General features: G+C 60.0%; 15 protein-coding genes and 2 tRNA genes. 12 read left to right on the forward strand and 5 right to left on the reverse strand.

What is annotated here, in order from left to right; translation table 11 throughout:
• Nucleotides 1–12: 12 nt before the first annotated feature.
• A complete protein-coding gene (locus RBH77_RS17330; RefSeq protein ID WP_311028828.1) occupies nt 13–1,725 on the reverse strand; it encodes an FAD-dependent oxidoreductase in 1,713 nt (570 codons plus the stop codon).
• A 443-nt stretch (nt 1,726–2,168) separates the two neighbouring features.
• Here RBH77_RS17330 and RBH77_RS17335 point away from each other — a divergent pair, with 443 nt between their 5' ends.
• From RBH77_RS17335 to RBH77_RS17360, 6 genes are all read left to right on the forward strand, one after another.
• On the forward strand, nt 2,169–2,999 hold the full coding sequence (locus RBH77_RS17335; RefSeq protein ID WP_311028829.1) for a transporter substrate-binding domain-containing protein: 831 nt from the start codon (nt 2,169–2,171) through the stop codon (nt 2,997–2,999).
• A 2-nt stretch (nt 3,000–3,001) separates the two neighbouring features.
• The gene (locus RBH77_RS17340) at nt 3,002–3,745 is read left to right on the forward strand and encodes an amino acid ABC transporter permease (RefSeq protein ID WP_311028830.1); all 744 of its coding nucleotides are present in this window, start codon (nt 3,002–3,004) and stop codon (nt 3,743–3,745) included.
• Nucleotides 3,746–3,748: 3 nt separating this feature from the next.
• Nucleotides 3,749–4,561 (forward strand): amino acid ABC transporter permease, encoded by an 813-nt coding sequence (locus RBH77_RS17345; RefSeq protein WP_311028831.1) that lies wholly within the window; start codon nt 3,749–3,751, stop codon nt 4,559–4,561.
• Nucleotides 4,562–4,567: 6 nt separating this feature from the next.
• Nucleotides 4,568–5,311 carry an amino acid ABC transporter ATP-binding protein gene (locus RBH77_RS17350; RefSeq protein WP_311028832.1) on the forward strand — a complete coding sequence of 248 codons (744 nt, stop codon included), beginning with the start codon at nt 4,568–4,570 and terminating at the stop codon, nt 5,309–5,311.
• Nucleotides 5,312–5,333: 22 nt separating this feature from the next.
• Nucleotides 5,334–6,071 (forward strand): maleate cis-trans isomerase family protein, encoded by a 738-nt coding sequence (locus RBH77_RS17355; RefSeq protein ID WP_311028833.1) that lies wholly within the window; start codon nt 5,334–5,336, stop codon nt 6,069–6,071.
• 409 nt (nt 6,072–6,480) lie between these two features.
• Entirely contained in the window at nt 6,481–7,581 is a 1,101-nt protein-coding gene (locus RBH77_RS17360) for an acyltransferase family protein (protein WP_311028834.1), read from the forward strand.
• Between the two features lie 148 nt (nt 7,582–7,729).
• Here the strand turns inward: RBH77_RS17360 and RBH77_RS17365 are convergent, their stop codons facing one another.
• The 3 genes from RBH77_RS17365 to RBH77_RS17375 all read right to left on the reverse strand — a co-directional run bounded on the left by RBH77_RS17365 (nt 7,730) and on the right by RBH77_RS17375 (nt 11,006).
• A complete protein-coding gene (locus RBH77_RS17365) occupies nt 7,730–8,722 on the reverse strand; it encodes an acyltransferase family protein (protein WP_311028835.1) in 993 nt (330 codons plus the stop codon).
• Entirely contained in the window at nt 8,706–10,376 is a 1,671-nt protein-coding gene (locus RBH77_RS17370; RefSeq protein ID WP_311028836.1) for an AMP-binding protein, read from the reverse strand. The genes RBH77_RS17365 and RBH77_RS17370 overlap by 17 nt, the downstream gene beginning before the upstream one ends.
• Nucleotides 10,377–10,929: 553 nt before the next feature.
• A tRNA-Asp gene (locus RBH77_RS17375) sits at nt 10,930–11,006 on the reverse strand.
• Between the two features lie 320 nt (nt 11,007–11,326).
• Here RBH77_RS17375 and RBH77_RS17380 point away from each other — a divergent pair.
• Both RBH77_RS17380 and RBH77_RS17385 read left to right on the forward strand, forming a co-directional pair.
• A tRNA-Val gene (locus RBH77_RS17380) sits at nt 11,327–11,402 on the forward strand.
• A 32-nt stretch (nt 11,403–11,434) separates the two neighbouring features.
• Entirely contained in the window at nt 11,435–11,677 is a 243-nt protein-coding gene (locus tag RBH77_RS17385) for a hypothetical protein (RefSeq protein WP_311028837.1), read from the forward strand.
• A 43-nt stretch (nt 11,678–11,720) separates the two neighbouring features.
• On the opposite strand, the gene RBH77_RS17390 is transcribed toward RBH77_RS17385, so the two are convergent.
• On the reverse strand, nt 11,721–13,688 hold the full coding sequence (locus RBH77_RS17390) for a L,D-transpeptidase family protein (RefSeq protein WP_311028838.1): 1,968 nt from the start codon (nt 13,686–13,688) through the stop codon (nt 11,721–11,723).
• A 335-nt stretch (nt 13,689–14,023) separates the two neighbouring features.
• On the opposite strand from RBH77_RS17390, the gene RBH77_RS17395 reads away from it, so the two are divergent.
• From RBH77_RS17395 to RBH77_RS17410, 4 genes are all read left to right on the forward strand, one after another.
• The gene (locus RBH77_RS17395) at nt 14,024–14,416 is read left to right on the forward strand and encodes a rhodanese-like domain-containing protein (protein ID WP_371832881.1); all 393 of its coding nucleotides are present in this window, start codon (nt 14,024–14,026) and stop codon (nt 14,414–14,416) included.
• A 184-nt stretch (nt 14,417–14,600) separates the two neighbouring features.
• A complete protein-coding gene (gene moaA, locus RBH77_RS17400) occupies nt 14,601–15,611 on the forward strand; it encodes a GTP 3',8-cyclase MoaA (protein WP_311028840.1) in 1,011 nt (336 codons plus the stop codon).
• A 128-nt stretch (nt 15,612–15,739) separates the two neighbouring features.
• Nucleotides 15,740–16,024, forward strand: a complete 285-nt coding sequence (locus RBH77_RS17405; protein WP_311028841.1) for a BrnT family toxin — start codon at nt 15,740–15,742, stop codon at nt 16,022–16,024.
• On the forward strand, nt 16,008–16,301 hold the full coding sequence (locus RBH77_RS17410) for a BrnA antitoxin family protein (RefSeq protein WP_311028842.1): 294 nt from the start codon (nt 16,008–16,010) through the stop codon (nt 16,299–16,301). The genes RBH77_RS17405 and RBH77_RS17410 overlap by 17 nt, the downstream gene beginning before the upstream one ends.
• Nucleotides 16,302–16,308 lie beyond the last annotated feature (7 nt).

Raw genomic sequence — 16,308 nt, forward strand, 5'->3', positions numbered from 1 at the left:
CCTCGTTGGGCGTCAATCGGGGATCAGAAGTTCCGTGATCAGCCTGACCAGTTCGGTATAGCTGCGTATTGCTAAGGCGACGCCGAGCGCCAACACCGCAGCGAGTACGATCTGGGGAGTTCCCCAAGATGGCCAGGAAATCCACAAAGTCAGCACCGCAGCCAGCAACCCGGCGATCAACGCGGCCGCGTTGCCGAACCGGATCGTGGCCCGAAGCACCGGGAAACGGTCGAGCCCATGGGGAACAGGCGCGCCGGTACTCTCCAAAGCTGGCGTGGTAGCCGAAGAAAGAGGATTCTTTCCGGCAACGCCGGCACCTTTTACCAGTTCGGCTACCCGTTCCGCCGCTATCAGGCCGAAGGAACCGGCCTTGATCAAGCCTCCGATGTAGACGGCGTTGCTGCCGCCTTCCAATCCGCCCGTCGCGGCGCCGGCAGCCAGAAGTCCCCTGATGGGAGAACCCTGTTTGTCAAGAACCTGGGCATGCCCATCGATGGCAATGCCGCCCATCGTATAGGTGATACCGGGAACCGCAGGAATAGCCATGAATGGCGGGTTGGCGATTGGATGGGGTTTTATGCGCTCGGAGCGCGGCACCGGCAGTCGATCCAGCGTGCCATTGTCGAGTGCCACCTGATACCCCTCCACCGTTGCGCGCAGTTCCTGCGGCGGCACGCCGATCTTGCCGGCCAGTTCCTCCAATGTGTCCGCGCGCAGAACCGTGCCGTTGGCGCGTTCCAGCAGTGGATTGGCGGGAATACGGGCCGATTTGCCGGGCCCTTCCCAGATCGCGCCATCGAAGATGACATGGAATCTGGATGACGCGGGCAGCGCTGCCAGGGCATTCGCCAGATAAACGCCGCTTCGTCCTTCATCGACGACACGTCGGCCAGTCTGGTCGACGACCAATCCCCCGGTCGCGATCGCATCGAGTTCCGGGTAAGGCCAGACATTGTCGTTGTTGCGCGCATCCGCGCAAAGCAGATGACCGTAAAATCGGTTCGTCTCGGTGAGCGCCGCGCCGGCCGCCACGGCCATCTTGAGACCATCGCCCATCCCCGTGCGTGCCCCGCGTTGGAAAACGGCATCGAACCCGGGACCGATATGGGCCTGGAACAGTTCGGGGTCGGCTTGGAATCCGCCATCGGCAATCAGGCAGTGCGAGGCATACCATTCTTCCTCCCCGCTCTCGCTTTGCCCACGAACACCGACACACACGCCCTCTTCCATGATCAGGGCGGTGGCTCGGGTCCTCAGGCGGAGCGTCCCTCCCCTCGCCACGAAGTCTCTTGCAAGCCCTTGAAGAACGACATCCGGACCGCGCCCCTGCCAGTCTATCCCCGCTCGGAGGGCCCGCGGCGGCGCCATGCACCAGCGATAGCCTTCCTGGGGATTGAAGCGCATGAAGCGCGCGCCCTTTGCCTGCAGCCAGGAAATCAACCGGCCGCCATTTTCGGCAAGCGCGGCTGCCAATTGCGGCTTTGCCTCGCCATCCGTCGCCTTGGCAACTATATTGACGAGTTCCTGCGCGGGGCGGAAGGGGTCGTGAAAGAAGATATGAAGAATGCCGCCTGACTGCCGCGAATTGCAGGGATAATCGTCGCCGTCTCCCTTCTCCAGCAGCAACGTCCGCAGCCCGAGTTCGGTCGCGCGCACTCCCCCCACGAGGCCGGCAAGACCTCCACCGACGATAACCAGATCATACTGGGGTCTGCTGCTGTTCACGATGATTGCCCAACTTTCACTGCACGAGGCGCAAGAACATGGCCGGATCCTTTGCGGACGGGCACCGTGTCTGAAAGCGCTCGTACGCAAATGTCATGCCATGGGAAATGCCGGCGAACATCCGTCTGCAATCTTTCTCCTGGAACTTGCCATGAGCCGTCCGATGGCTGGCTGCCATCGACGGCAATAGGAAAGACACTTTGTCCGTCTGGACTACACAGCAGCAACCCGGACATTTTGCGGTTCCAGCGCTTCTGCTTTTCCGTATACTGTATCCTGTATCGCAGCAACCGGCTGGCCATGTGAGGAGCGGGCTCGTTCAAGCTGGCATGCTTGTTGCGTGGGGAACACAGCGCCAGCGAGGCATTTTGCCCGCTTGTCATCGAAATTGGCGAAGTCAGGAATGCCTTTCGCCAATAAATTGAATGGCTAGGGAGGAAGAAATGAAGGGTTTTGTTCTGAAATTCGCGGCTGCCGCCATTTCCGCGGCGACGCTCGCAGCCGTCACCTTGGGTTCCACACTTGCAGACGAGCTTTCCGACATCAAGTCACGCGGCACTCTCGTGGTCGGCGTAAAGGGCGACTCGCGCCCATGGGGCTATCTCGATCCGCAGGGCAAGCCGATCGGAATGGAAGTCGACCTGGCTCAGGACGTGGCAAAAAGGCTCGGCGTGAAACTGCAAGCCGTGGTGGTCCAGAGCTCGAACCGTATCGAATTCCTGAACCAGGGCCGGGTCGATATGCTTATCGCCACGATGTACGACACCAAGGAGCGTCGACGGGCGATAGACATGATACAGCCTCACTACTATTCGGCTGCCACAAATGTGCTCGCGCGCAAAAGTGCGAAGCTCAAGGAATGGAAGGACCTTACCGGTAAGCCGGTCTGCGGCCAGCAAGGCAGCGTCTATAACAAGTGGATCGAGAAGACATATGGCGCCAAAGCCATGTCGCTTCCGACGATCGAGGAAGGATACGCGGCGCTCCGTGCCGGAAACTGCGTCGCCTTCGTATACAACGATCTCCTGCTGGAGATGGCTGCCAAGGAGCCTCAGTGGAAGGATTACGAGGTGCCTCTCCCCAGCGAAGACCGCCAGTATCACTCCATCGGAGTGCGCAAGGGAGAAGCCGAAACCGAGTTTGGCAAGACCCTGTCGGGCATCGTGACCGATTGGCACAAATCCGGGTTCCTTATCGATCTGAACGCGAAATGGGGCGTTGCCCCCAATACGTTCCTCGAGGAAGAGCATAAGAAGCTGGCGAACCAGAAATAGTGATGGACACGATCGCGAGTTGGTTCGAGCGTCTTTATGACGTCACCGGAATCAATCTGTCGTTCGTCTACGATTCCTACGATCGTGGGAGATTCTTGGCCGGCATCCAGCTTACGCTGGAGCTGGCTTTGACCTGCATCGTCCTTTCCATCGCGATCGGCGTGATCGGCGCGTGGCTCCAAGGCTCGAGGTTCCGGATCACCAATGCGTTGATTCGGGCCTACATCGCCCTGTTTCGCAATACTCCGCCGATCGTACAGCTTTTTTTCTTCTTCTTTGTGGTGGGCGGGTTCCTGACCATCCACACGGACAGCGGCGTATTTCGTCTCAGCAACTTCACCTGGGCCGTCATTTCCCTGTCGTTCTATTATGGAAGCTTCAACATCGAGAACTTCAGGGCCAGCATCGAGGCTGTGCCGGATACCACGGTGCAGGCGGCCGAAGCACTAGGTTATCGCACGCATCAGATCTACTTCCATATCGTCCTGCCGCTTGCGGTACGCTTCAGCCTGCCCTCATTGGCGAACAACCTGGTCAGCCTCGTGAAGTCGACGTCACTGGCTTATGTGATCGCCGTTCCAGAAGTCCTCTACGTGTCCTCCGAGATATGGAGCGAACAACTGAACGTCACCGAGATGATGTTCGTGGTGCTGTTCTTCTACGTCTTTCTGGTGGGTTTGCTGGTCTACGCGATGCATAGGCTCGAGGCCTACCTGCGCATCCCCGGCTACAACCTGGGAGCCTGAGTCTTGGACCTGACCCACAAAATCGTCGGTTCAACGTCGTCGAAGTCACAGGTCCTGATGGCGGTACTCTTCGTCTTCAGTCTTGGATTCACGCTGATGGTGACCGCCGACGCCGCGCTTGCTGCGCCGGGCAGTGAGGGCTGGCTCGATATCCTGGCCAAATGGGCGCCTTTGATCTTTTTCGGGTTTTGCCTGAACGTCGCCATGAGCCTCATCGCGGTCGTGCTGGGCACCCTGGCGGGCGGGCTGCTCGGCATCGGACAATGCGCCCAAACGCTATGGGTCAAACGGATTTCGTGGCTGATCACCGAATTTTTCCGCAACGCGCCCACCCTGGTGCTGCTCTTTTTCTGCATGTACCTGATACCCTTCCAGGTTCATATCGGCCCGTTCGACGTGCCGCTCCCCGCATGGGTGAAGGCGATCTTCGGCCTGTCGCTGTCGAAGATGGCATACGTATCGGAGATCGTCAGAGGCGCATTCGCTTCCATCCCGTCCGCGCAATGGGAGACGGCGGAGGCCCTCGCCTTCTCGCGATGGCAGACGATACGCATGATCATCCTGCCCCAGTGCATCAAGCGGATGCTGCCTCCGTGGATGAACGCCTACGCGATCATGATCATGTCGACGCCGCTTGCGTCCGTCCTGGGGGTCAACGAAGGCCTGACCCTGACCCGTGCCGCGATCTCTGCGGTAGGCCGTCCCGACATGCTGACGCCGTTCTACCTTTTCCTGCTCGCCCTGTTCTTTATCTACTCATACCCGATATCGGCCTGGACGATCCGGCTCGAACGTCGATACGCCGTGAGGAACTGAGGCCTTATGACCGAAGAAAATCCTCCTATCGTTCGCATAAGGGACATCCACAAATCCTTCGGAGCCATGCCCGTTCTCCGGGGTGTCTCGATGGACGTAACGCACGGAGACACCGTCTGCATCATCGGTCCCTCCGGCTCCGGGAAATCGACACTGCTGCGCTGCGTAAACGCGCTTGTCCCCGTCGACGAGGGTTCGATCATGGTCGATGGACAAGACGTCACTGGAGCCAGGCTCGACAAGTTGGCTCTCCGCCGCAAGGTCGGCATGGTGTTTCAGCAGTACAATCTCTTTCCGCATCGCACTGCGCTGCAGAACGTCATGATGGCGCCCATCCATGTCCTCAAGCAGGATCGCGCCTCGGTCGAGACGCGGGCCCGCGCGCTGCTCAGAAAGGTGCGGCTGGAAGGCAAGGAAATGGCCTATCCGGGAGAGCTCTCCGGCGGCCAGCAGCAGCGGGTGGCAATTGCGAGGTCACTCGCGATGAACCCGAACGTCATGCTGTTCGACGAGGTCACGGCCGCACTCGATCCGGAGACCGTCAAGGAGGTTCTCGTCACCATACGGGAACTGGCGGAGGACGGCATGACGTGCCTGATCGTCACCCACGAGATGGGCTTTGCCCGCGAGGTCGCCAACAGGATCTACTTCACCGATAGCGGCAAGATAGTGGAAGACGGCCCGCCGGATGAATTCTTCGCTTCGCCTCGCCACGAGCGCACACGCGAATTCCTCAATCAGATTCTTTAACGACATACCGAATGGAGCCGTCATGTCTGATCAGTCGCCCCCGACGTCGAAACGCATCGGATTGCTTGTGCCTTCCTCCAACTCGACGATCGAGGTTGAATTCTACCGGGCCCTCCCCTCTGACGTGACGCTCCATGTCGCGCGCTGCTTTCTGACCAAAATCGAGCCCGCCTCGATCGCAAGACTGACGGAGGATATCGATCGGGAGGCCGAATATCTGGCTTCCGCGGATGTCGACGTCGTCGTTCTAGGGGCGACCGCCCCGAGCTTCCTGCGCGGCAAGGGGTACGATCAGGAGCTGATCGCCCGGCTGACAAAGGCATCCGGAAAACCCGCAACGACAACTTCAACAGCCCTCCTGGCGGCGCTGGACGCGTTGGGTTTGAAGAAGGTGGCGCTATCGACGGCATTCAAGTCGGAAGTGAACGACATCGCCATCAAGTTCCTCAGCGACAACGGGTTGGAAGTCGTCGCTTCGAGCGGGCTCGGAATGGTGGACAATCTGCAGGTCGGCCGCTTGCCGCCGCAAACGGCGATCGACGCGGTCCGCGCCGTCGACAACTCCGAAGCGCAGGCAGTGGTGCTGGCCTGCACCAACTGGCAGTCGATGGCGGTTCTGCAGGAGCTTGAGGATGAACTGGGGAAACCGGTGCTTTCGACATCGCAGATGACGCTCTGGCATGCGCTCAGGCTTGCTGGATATCCAGCCGGCGTGAAGGGCTTCGGAAGCCTCCTGGCTCAATCCATGCGCTTGAGTTGAGCGCCGCAAGCTCGCGACTGCCCGACATGGCACGCAACCGTGAACCGGCGGATCAGGGTCCGAAGCCCGCTGGCACGGCGACTCTGACGAGTGCTCATCCGACGACATCAAATTCTCACTCGAGCGAGTGGCCGGCAAAGACTTTTCCTCGCCATTCCGCTGAGGGCGGCCATACGTCCTCCTCGAGATGGAAGGAAGGCGCGGGTCGAACCGAGCGCCCGTCAGGCAAGCGGGTTGGCCGGACATAGGTCGAAAGCGGTATTTGAGCGCGGAAGACCTAACAATTGCGCTCAGGTCAGCCTTTCACACGGAGCCCGATATGGCGCATCACAACCTTTTGTGCATGTTGTCCTGCCTCTGACTATTGCCGGATGATTGCTCCACCGGGTTAGCAGGCGGGGCATTTTACGTGATCGTTAATATTCAGGTATTGCGCGCGGTCGCAGCGCTGATGGTTGTTTGCGACCACATCCTCTTCGATTGGCATCACAGTCATGGGAACACATTTCCCCATTGGTTCAACACGACCGTAGGGTCGGCCGGCGTCGACCTGTTTTTCGTGATCAGCGGCTTCATCATGTTCGAAACGACACGCGGGCGTGACACAAGTCCCGTATCGTTTCTTGCCAAGCGGCTGATCCGCATTGCCCCCCTCTATTGGCTCCTGGTGATCGCATTGGCGGCCAAGAGCTATGAGCACAATCCTTCTCATTTTGACTGGGAGTGGCTTGTTCAGTCATTGCTCTTTCTCCCCCATGTCGAAGGAGACATGGCGGGAGCGAGATTCCCCAGCGCCTATTTTCCCATTCTCTTCGTCGGATGGACTCTTATTTTCGAGATGTTCTTCTACGCGATATTCGCCTTAGCCCTTGTCTTCCGTGGCTCCAGATACTGGCGTGGCTCCAGATACTGGCCTCTTGTCGTGCCCGCGTTCTTCCTGGTCATGATGAGCCTCGCCGACTGGACCCACAGCCAATACCTTGGCTACTACGATCATCCGATCATCTTCGAATTCCTCTTTGGAATGGCGATCGCAGCCATCCCGCCGAAATTCCGGTGGTGGCCGCTTGAAAGCGTCGGCGTGGCGATTTTCATGGTCGCCGGCGGCATCGTGGGGCTGATCCTCGGAGATCTTGCGTTTGGCGAGATCAGGTCGGCGAGAGTATTTATGTACGGAATTCCGGCCGCTGCCATTGTCTATGGCGCGACGCGGCTGGAGCGCTCCGGATATGTCGTGAGAGGCCCGCTTCTCTTGTCGATCGGCGCCGCCAGCTATTCACTCTACCTGATCCATCCTATCTTTCTCTCGAAGGTGGAAAGGCTGCTGGACATCTTCCCCCCGCCGGACTTCTTGCTGGCATTTGCTGTTTATCTATGTGCGGTGATCGGCGCTGTAGTGCTTGCACTACTTTCATATGCGTTCTTTGAGCGGCCAACGCAGCATTTTCTCAAGCGCGTCTTGAGTGCGTGGCCAGCCGATGGGGCCACCAAGCCGGCAAGGGGAAGCTGAATGCGAGCCGCGGTTTCGTGGTTGGCATTTTTGTAGGGGGCATTGCCCGCTTTTGAGCGCCCGCTTGCCTCATGACGCGTCGCGATACGCGCCATGCCGCTCCAGCCTTTGCCTCGAAGGTTGTCTGGAACTCCCCGCTCCGATGCCGTCACCCGACTTGCGGCGAGGGCCGGAGCATATTTTTCGCTCCACCCACAAATTCTGCCGTCCGTTCGTTCGATACGCGGCGGTAAGCTCTCATGGCCGCCGCCCCGGCAACCCAGGCCAATGTGCTGGCGATCATCGCGAATATCCATGCTCCATCCTGGTCATACAGGCCGAGGACTTTTCTGTGTACCCGCAGGAAGATGGTATGCAGCAGGAAGATCGTGAAAGATGCCTGACCGACGACGTAGAGCACTCGTACGGCGATGGAGGGCAGGATCAGGCTGGATTTCAGCGCCAGTATCGTCATGGCCGCCGAAAGGGTCCAGAACTGAGGATCGGCCGGACCGAAGACCGCTCCCGCACACACGACGGTTCCCGCGACAAGAGCAGTTTTCCGCATTCCAAGCGTATGCGCGTTCCGGTCGCGCAACAAAAAGAAAGCGACCCATCCGAGCAGGAAATTCCAGGCTACTCGCCAGGGCAATGTGGCGTGCGGCACCTCCGGCCAGAAGGTCGTCGTCACGATCGCCAGAGTGAGGAGAACGAGCGATCCTCGGAGCGGATTTCGCAGGAAGCCGTCGGCTGCCGCCGGAATGCAAAACAGGAGAAACGTAAAAGCAAGGATCTGAAGCAGCACCTGCGGATACCAGACAAACATGAAAGTCAGGAATTCCCTGGAGAACAGGTTGCTGAAAAAAAGGAGCTCGGAAAGGCTGAATTTCTGCCGGACAACGAAGGAAAGCAGCACAATGGCGGCGCACGGCAACCATATCTTAAGCGCCAGGCTGGCGACCGCGCGCCTGACGGACTGCGCATCGCCGCTCTGCAGCGCGAAACGCGCGAACGAATATCCCGATAGCATCAGGAGTACCGTCATCCCGCCGGCATAGTCGAATGGCCTCACGGGATGCGCATGATTGAAGACGACAGCGGAAATCGCAATCGCCTTCAGGGCAATGTCGGATGAAATGCCGCGCCTAGAGAGCCAATGCATTCGCGCGGCCCTCTAGTTCATCCACCGTCAGATTTTCCCAATCGTCGGGGACGCACCCCAAATAGTCCTCGAGCGCAAGATAGGTTTGTACATAGCTCAGCGAATCCCCGGACAACGAGGAGAAGGTGCTGCCGGCATCGACGCCCTGCGCGCTGACGAAGGTTCGGTAAATGTGCGCGACCCCTTCCCATTCCTCCTTGGCGAGGCCGAGTATCCGTGCGGATTCCAGGAATGCCCCTCTGTAGAAATCCGGAGAAAGAAGTACCGACAGCCAGTCGGGCAGCGCGGCTCCTGAAACGCGCGCGACACTCTCCTCCCGGTCCCTTGCGGCCAGTTCCAAAAGCTGTCGGTAGTCGGTCTTGCCTGTTTCCAGCAACGGCAGTTCGTCAACAACGACCACTGAGAACATGAAGGCCGGCAGGTGGTACATGGAGGCCAATGTTGACACGAGCTGCTCGGATTCCACCGGCGAGACTGACCGGGGGAATGCGACGACGATCCTTTCATCCGTTCCCGCAAGCGCGCAGCCGGGTATCCATTGCCTGGCCTGGTTCTGTACTTCGTCCAGGTTCACCCGGATTCCGAATGGCTTTACGAAGCGGGATTTCCTGCCGACGATGTAGAAGAGCCCGTCTCCGTTCCGGCAGGCGATGTCGTCGGTCAAAAGCCGGGCCGGCGTGCAGTCGGAAGAGAGGTCGGAACTATCGTGTGCGTACCCCATCATGACGTTCGGGCCGCGATATGTCAGTTCACCGGGAATATCGGGTACGAGAACGGGGTTCCCGGTCTCGTCGATCAAGTCGATTTCGCCGCCCGGCACCGGCATACCAATGCAATGGGAGAATTCCGCGGCCCGGTCCGGGGGAAGATAAGCGATACGGGGCGAGGCTTCTGTCTGTCCGTACATCACATAGAAGCGCCATCCGTTCTCTTCGCCGACCCTGGCAAGCTGGCTGACGAGCGCCGGCGCGAGCCGGCCGCCCGCCTGCGTGGCGTATCTCAACCCCCGCGTTTTTGCCCACGGAAACGCCGCTCGGTCGAGCATTTCGAATGTGTAGGGAACGCCCGCGAAACTGGTTGCACCGACTTGGCCGAAGAGATCCCAGAATTCGCGTTCGATGACGGATAGATCGGTCAGCGCCAGGGAAGCGCCGCATGCCAGATGGGAATTCACCACCGACATCCCATAGGAATAATTGAACTGCAGGCTCGTCAGGGCCCGTTCGCGGGTATCGAGACGGAGGTATTCGCAGATGGAAAGAGCATTGGCGTGGATATTCTTTCCCGACAACTTCACGAACTTCGGGGTTCCGGTCGACCCGGATGTCGACAGAAGCACGCGCAGGTCCGGATGCAGCTCGTGAGGCGCTTCGCAAGGCCTATCCTCCTCGAGACTGCCGCTTCGCCAGCGCCAGACGACGTTGGGTTTGTACCTTTCCGCCAGGGCGGCGGTCTTTTGCCAGTCGCGCCCTGAAAAAAGATAGACGGGATGCGCTCCGATCAGACAGCCGAGATAGGCGGCGATCGACTCGACGGTGTTGAGAGCCTCCAGGAACACCAGCGCGCGCGCCGGTCCGAGCCGCTCGGCAAAGTTTTCCGCCTCCCCCAGGAGCTCGCCGTAGCTGACCTGCCGGTCTCCGGCGACCAGCGCCACGTTTTCGGAATGCTGCTTCAGATTGTCGTAGAACGCAGACAGCACAGCCCCCACCGCTTCCGGCTAAGCGCCATCAGCGCCCCGTCAAACCCCGGTTTCGCCTTCAACCTCTCGATACGGTCGCCAAAGATGCGCGGACTGGCCCTTCAGCTCGCGCGAATACACCCGGATCGCAAATCCCCGGTCGGCCTTCGGAAAGGCCGAGAATTTCCCGGGGATATCAAGCTCCGTTCGCTCACGATTATATTCAATATTAAGCTCAAATATTTATTATAGATTCCGAGCTTCAGGAAGAAAGCTTCCATCGGCACTTCGTATATATTGCACTATGCTTTCGGCGTATCTGGCTGGCAGAATCCTGGCAATGATAAGCGTTGAAGTTCGTTCTCGCGGCCGGGCCGACCCTGCCCTTGCCCGATCGCGCTGCCGACGAAGCACGCTGCAAGGGGCGGAAATTGCTCGGTCATGAACATAACAAATACAAAAAGTTGAAACTGGCCCCGGAGAAAAGTTGAAACTCCAGAGCGACAAAGCGCCAAGTGTTTGAGAAATATGGCGCGAGTGACGGGGCTCGAACCCGCGACCTCCGGCGTGACAGGCCGGCACTCTAACCGACTGAGCTACACCCGCGCTTCGACGCCGCCAGACGGCCGCGTCGTGGCGGGTGATTAAGCGGTTACCCATGTGGTGTCAAGCGGCCAACCATGCTCGAAAGGAGCGCTTCGACGGACGCTGGATCACCGCGCCGGCATGTAAGGCAAGGTGCGGAACGGCGGACGCACAAGGCCGATGCGAGATGCCGCCTGGCCGGAGGCGGAAACGGCGCCGCTTGAGGTTGATCGAGCCGACATACAATATGTGGCAATTGCGTTTCAGCGTTGCCGCGCAGGCAGGCAATGCCGGAAATCCCCTTGCCGGGCAGGCTGGAAACCCTTAAACGGGCGCCGGAAGGGCGATTAGCTCAGTTGGTAGAGCGCTTCGTTTACACCGAAGATGTCGGCGGTTCGAGCCCGTCATCGCCCACCATCGCCTAAGGAAGCAGCCGGCGGGGAAATGGGATGAGGATCAGCACAGGCAACCGATCAGCATGGGCGGCGCTGCTGCGCGCAGGGCTCGGTATCTCTCTTACCGCGTCCATGCTCGGCGGAATGCTCGTGGCCCTGTCGGCCTGCGGCGGCGGGGGTTGGCCCATGACGGTCGAGCAGCGCTACAGCACACCCAAGACACAGGAAGAAGTTCTGCAGGACAAGGTCGACGCCGCGCGCCGTGCCGAGCGCGCGCACGGCAACGGCTCATTCTGAGAGCGCCGCAATCCGGGCTCAGCGCCTTCCGACCTAGTCGATATCACAATTTCGAATCGGCGCCGCTGTCTGCCTTCTCGATGGCGCCGGACACTTCCTCCGAAACCGGAGCCCTCACGGCGTCCGTCTTTTGCATGGCCTCGGCCAACCGCGCGTCGCGGCCGTAGACGTCGTCATAGAATTGCACCTTGCCGTCCGCATCCGGCCAGGCTGTGAAATAGGCTACATAGACCGGTATCTTGACCGGAACCTTCTGCGAGGAATGGCCCTGCTTGAGCTTGGCGGCGATCGCATCGACGCTGGTGCCGAGCACGGCGGCGGCCATCTCGCGCGGCTCCTGCAGGCGCACGCAGCCATGGCTGAAAGCGCGCATGTCCCGCTTGAATAAGCTCTTCGCCGGCGTGTCATGCATATAGATGGCGTGCTTGTTCGGGAAGAGTATCTTCAATTCGCCGAGCGCATTGTCGTCGCTCGGCACCTGGCGGACGTTGTAAGGGATGTGCGTGCCATAGCGGCCCCAGTCGATGGCCGCCGAGGGGATGCGATTACCCTTCATGTCGGTGACTTCATAGCCCGCGCGGTCGAGGTAACCCGGATCGGTGACGAGCCTGGGCAGCATCTCGTTGACGATGATCGACTGCGGAACGCCCCAATAGGGGTTGAAGACGACTTCCTCGATCTGGTCGTAGAAGAAAGTCGTCTGGTTGGTCGGCCTTCCGACCACCGCGCGCATTGAAAGGAGTTGCTGGCCATCCTTCGTGAAGGTCACGCGATAGGCCGGTTCGTTGATGAAGACATATTGATCGCCGAGCGTGTGCGGCAGCCAGCGCATTTCTTCCAGCGCCACCGTCACCTTGGCAATCTTGTCGGCCTTCGTCTCGCCGGCCAGCACCTTCACGGTGCGCGAACCGATCACACCGTCGGCTGCAAGCCCGTTGGCCTTCTGCGCCGCCTTGATCAGCGGCACGAGGTCTTCGGAATAGGTCTCGTTCGTCGCGTTCTCTTCCAGGAGCGTGCCGTATTCCGTCTTGAAGGCGTCATCCGCCTTTTGCGAGATGAGTTCCAGGATCTTCGGGAAATCGGGGTCGGTACCGCCCGGCTTCAAAAGCAGGTCGGGCCGGACGACGATGTCGTTTTCCGAACTGTCGCGAAGCGCGGCAAGCTCGGTCCTGAGTTGCTGGTATTGCGGCGCCTGTGGATGTTTTGCCTCGAGATATTCGCGCGCCTCGAAGGTGTGCGAAAGGTCGGTAAGCACCGCCACCATGTCGAGCGGCTTTACCGGCAGGTCGTAATATTCGGACATGCGGTCAGGAGCGACCCTGCCGTCGTAGGCATCATGGACGTAGCGCAGGACGCGCGCCGACAATTCCACCTCGAAGCGCGTCAATTCGCGCATGCGGCCGGCCGTGTCGTCGATGGAAAAAGCCGTCGACGGAACAGTGACGGCATAGTCGGCCGGATTGAGCCCGTAGCTCGCCGCTTCGCCGAGCACCCTGAGCGCCTCCTTGGCGCGGCTGTTCGGGCCGAAGCCGCTGACCCAGATGAAATCCGGATTCTTCGAATAGTAGTCGTTCAGCGCCTTGGCTACGTCCTTGGTGGCGTAAAGACCGAAGTCTGCCAGTGTCGCACGCGCCTCCTCGAACCCGCTTGCCTGGAGGGAAGGCTGGAACGTGGTCTCATGCTCCGCCTTGATGACAGGCGTGAAATCGACGCGGACAAGCGGATCCGGCTTGTAGGCGCGGTAGGTCGGACCGCTGATCTTGACAAGCTTCCGCGGCGCCGTCGGCTGAGCGGCGGGCTCCTCCCGGGAATCGCGCCGGTCATAGCGGCCGTTCCACTGATAGCGGCCGCGGTCGGGCATCGAGTCGTAACGTTCGCCGCGCTCGTAGCGGTGAGCGCCGAAAAGCCGCTCGAAAAGATTCTGCGCCGACGCGCTGGAGGTGCCCATCGCAATCGTGACGCCAAGCACCAGAAAAGGCAGCGCCGCGATGCGGCGTCGAAAAACTTTCACAATTTCACCTGTCGCGAACAGAATTGGCTGAAAGGATACGGAACGGGCACAAGCCCGCCCTCCCCGTCACCGCCCGAACACCGATACAAAACAAGGCCGTCATCCGTCCGGGTAGCATTGCAGGATACGTCCCATTAAGCATAGCGATTCATTGCCGGGACGTTAAGCGCCCGGCCCACAATGGGCCTGATGCGTGCCATTTCGATCACAATCTGTTGACGCCGCCCGCGGCATTTCGCGGTTCCCGTCCAACAAACGAAAGGATGGTCCTTGTTTCGGCGATCAAGGCAGGCAATCCTTTGCCAACCGAAATGAAAGGATCGCATATGCCCACGATGAAGAAAGGCTCCAAGGCGCTGGTCGATGAAGCCAACGCCGAGATCGAAGCGGTAACGCCCGCCGAAGCGGCCGACCTCGCCAAGAGCGACGACGTCCTTCTTGTCGACATACGCGATGTCAGGGAATTGCAGCGAGAAGGCAAGATCCCCGGCGCGATCCATGCGCCGCGCGGCATGCTCGAATTCTGGGTCGATCCCGATAGCCCCTACCACAAGGAGGTATTCTCCTCCGGCAAGACCTTCATCTTTTTCTGCGCCGGCGGCCTGCGCTCCGCGCTCGCCACAAAGGCCGTCCAGGACATGGGGCTGACGCCCGTCAAGCACATAGAAGGCGGCTTCGGCGCCTGGCGGGCGGCCGGCCTGCCGATCGAAGCGGTACCGACCAAATAGGCGCGGTAATCGAATCCTCTGGCATAAACGGCCCGAGTTGCCTTTCCAGCCGACATGGTGCTAGGCCATGACCTTCGTACGGCTTGAAACCGTTCCGGCGAAGCCCGACATTCCCCAAAATTGGGCCTAACGGAATGGGGCCTGATGGTAAGTCGGTCGGGTCGGTGAAGAACCGGGGCAGGATATGAGTTTCGACACGAGCGGCATGATCGATCCCTTCGGGCGCGCCATCAGCTATCTGCGCGTCTCCGTGACCGACCGCTGCGATTTCCGCTGCACCTATTGCATGGCGGAGGATATGACCTTCCTGCCGAAGCGGGATCTGCTTTCGCTGGAAGAACTCGACCGCCTTTGCACGGTCTTCATCGAGAAGGGCGTAAGGAAGCTGAGGCTGACCGGCGGCGAGCCGCTTGTGCGCAAGAACGTGATGCATCTGGTGCGCTCGCTTTCCCGGCACCTCGGAAACGGCGCGCTGGACGAATTGACGCTGACCACCAACGGCTCGCAACTGTCACGCTTCGCCGACGAACTCGCCGGCTGTGGGGTAAAGCGGATCAATGTCTCGCTCGATACGCTCGACCCGACGAAGTTTCATGCCGTCACGCGCTGGGGCAATCTAGACAAGGTCATGCAGGGCATCGAGGCCGCGGACCGTGCCGGCCTCAGGATCAAGCTTAACGCGGTCGCTCTCAAGGGCTTCAACGATGCTGAATTGCCGGAACTCATGCGCTGGGCGCACGGACGCGGCATGGACTTGACTGTCATCGAGACCATGCCGATGGGCGAGATCGACGCCGACCGCACCGATCAATACCTGCCGCTCTCCTTGCTGCGCGCCGAACTCGAGCGCCGGTTCACGCTCACCGACATTCCCTACAAGACCGGCGGGCCGGCCCGCTATGTCGAGGTGAAGGAGACGGGCGGTCGGCTCGGCTTCATCACACCGATGACCCATAATTTCTGCGAAAGCTGCAATCGGGTGCGGCTGACCTGTACGGGAACCCTTTATATGTGCCTCGGCCAGGATGACGCCGCAGACCTGAGGACGCCGCTTCGCCAATCGGAGGGGAACGAACTTCTCTCCCGGGCGATCGACGAGGCGATCGGACGCAAGCCGAAGGGCCACGATTTCGTCATCGACCGTAATACGCACCGCCCCGCAGTAGCCCGCCACATGAGCGTCACCGGCGGCTAGGCACAGCGTCACGCTTGATCGGCATTTCCCCCGCGGCGAATTGAATTTACGCCGTTGGCCCTCGCAATCCCTATTTCTGTACATACATAAATTGTTGTGCAGGCGGTTAGATAGGGGTACAAAACCTCGTGAAAGCGCCCCACCACTTCACTGCCGATCCGGTCAAGAACGCTCGCAATCTTACCGCACGCGGCATCGATCTGATCCATGGGGCGAAGGCTTTCGATTTTGGAACGGCGGTTTCAGCCGTCGATGATCGGAAGGATTATGGCGAGGTCAGGGAAGTCGCAGCAGGCTTTATCGGTCCGCGTCTTCACATCCTCGTCTTTACGATGCGCGGCGGTACCTGCCACGTGATTTCGCTACGCAAGGCCAACAAGCGGGAGATCAGGCGATATGTCGAAAAGACCTGACTGGAACGAAGCGCGGCGAAAGGCGCTTCAGGCACTCGCGGAAATGAGCGGGGAAGAGGACGCGGCGATTACGGCCGATGCAAACGCGGACCCTGACAACCCGCCGGCCGATGATCTCATTGCCCGCCGTGGGCGCGGCCGGCCGCCGCTCGACCATCCGAAACAGCGCATTCAGTTGCGCGTTGACGAGGATGTGCTCGAACGCTTCAAGGCCGGCGGCACAGGCTGGCAAACGCGCATGAACAGCGCACTACGCAAGGCGGCCGGTCTGGAATAAGCCTCCA

Source organism: Mesorhizobium koreense (assembly GCF_031656215.1).
Lineage (GTDB): Bacteria > Pseudomonadota > Alphaproteobacteria > Rhizobiales > Rhizobiaceae > Mesorhizobium_L > Mesorhizobium_L koreense.

Bases quoted from the DNA above. Each gene is read 5' to 3' on its own strand.
- RBH77_RS17355 (WP_311028833.1), top strand. From the start codon at position 5,334: ATGTCTGATCAGTCGCCCCCGACGTCGAAACGCATCGGATTGCTTGTG.
- RBH77_RS17410 (WP_311028842.1), top strand. From the start codon at position 16,008: ATGTCGAAAAGACCTGACTGGAACGAAGCGCGGCGAAAGGCGCTTCAG.
- moaA (WP_311028840.1), top strand. From the start codon at position 14,601: ATGAGTTTCGACACGAGCGGCATGATCGATCCCTTCGGGCGCGCCATC.
- RBH77_RS17335 (WP_311028829.1), top strand. From the start codon at position 2,169: ATGAAGGGTTTTGTTCTGAAATTCGCGGCTGCCGCCATTTCCGCGGCG.
- RBH77_RS17340 (WP_311028830.1), top strand. From the start codon at position 3,002: ATGGACACGATCGCGAGTTGGTTCGAGCGTCTTTATGACGTCACCGGA.
- RBH77_RS17365 (WP_311028835.1), bottom strand. From the start codon at position 8,722: ATGCATTGGCTCTCTAGGCGCGGCATTTCATCCGACATTGCCCTGAAG.
- RBH77_RS17395 (WP_371832881.1), top strand. From the start codon at position 14,024: ATGAAGAAAGGCTCCAAGGCGCTGGTCGATGAAGCCAACGCCGAGATC.
- RBH77_RS17385 (WP_311028837.1), top strand. From the start codon at position 11,435: ATGAGGATCAGCACAGGCAACCGATCAGCATGGGCGGCGCTGCTGCGC.
- RBH77_RS17350 (WP_311028832.1), top strand. From the start codon at position 4,568: ATGACCGAAGAAAATCCTCCTATCGTTCGCATAAGGGACATCCACAAA.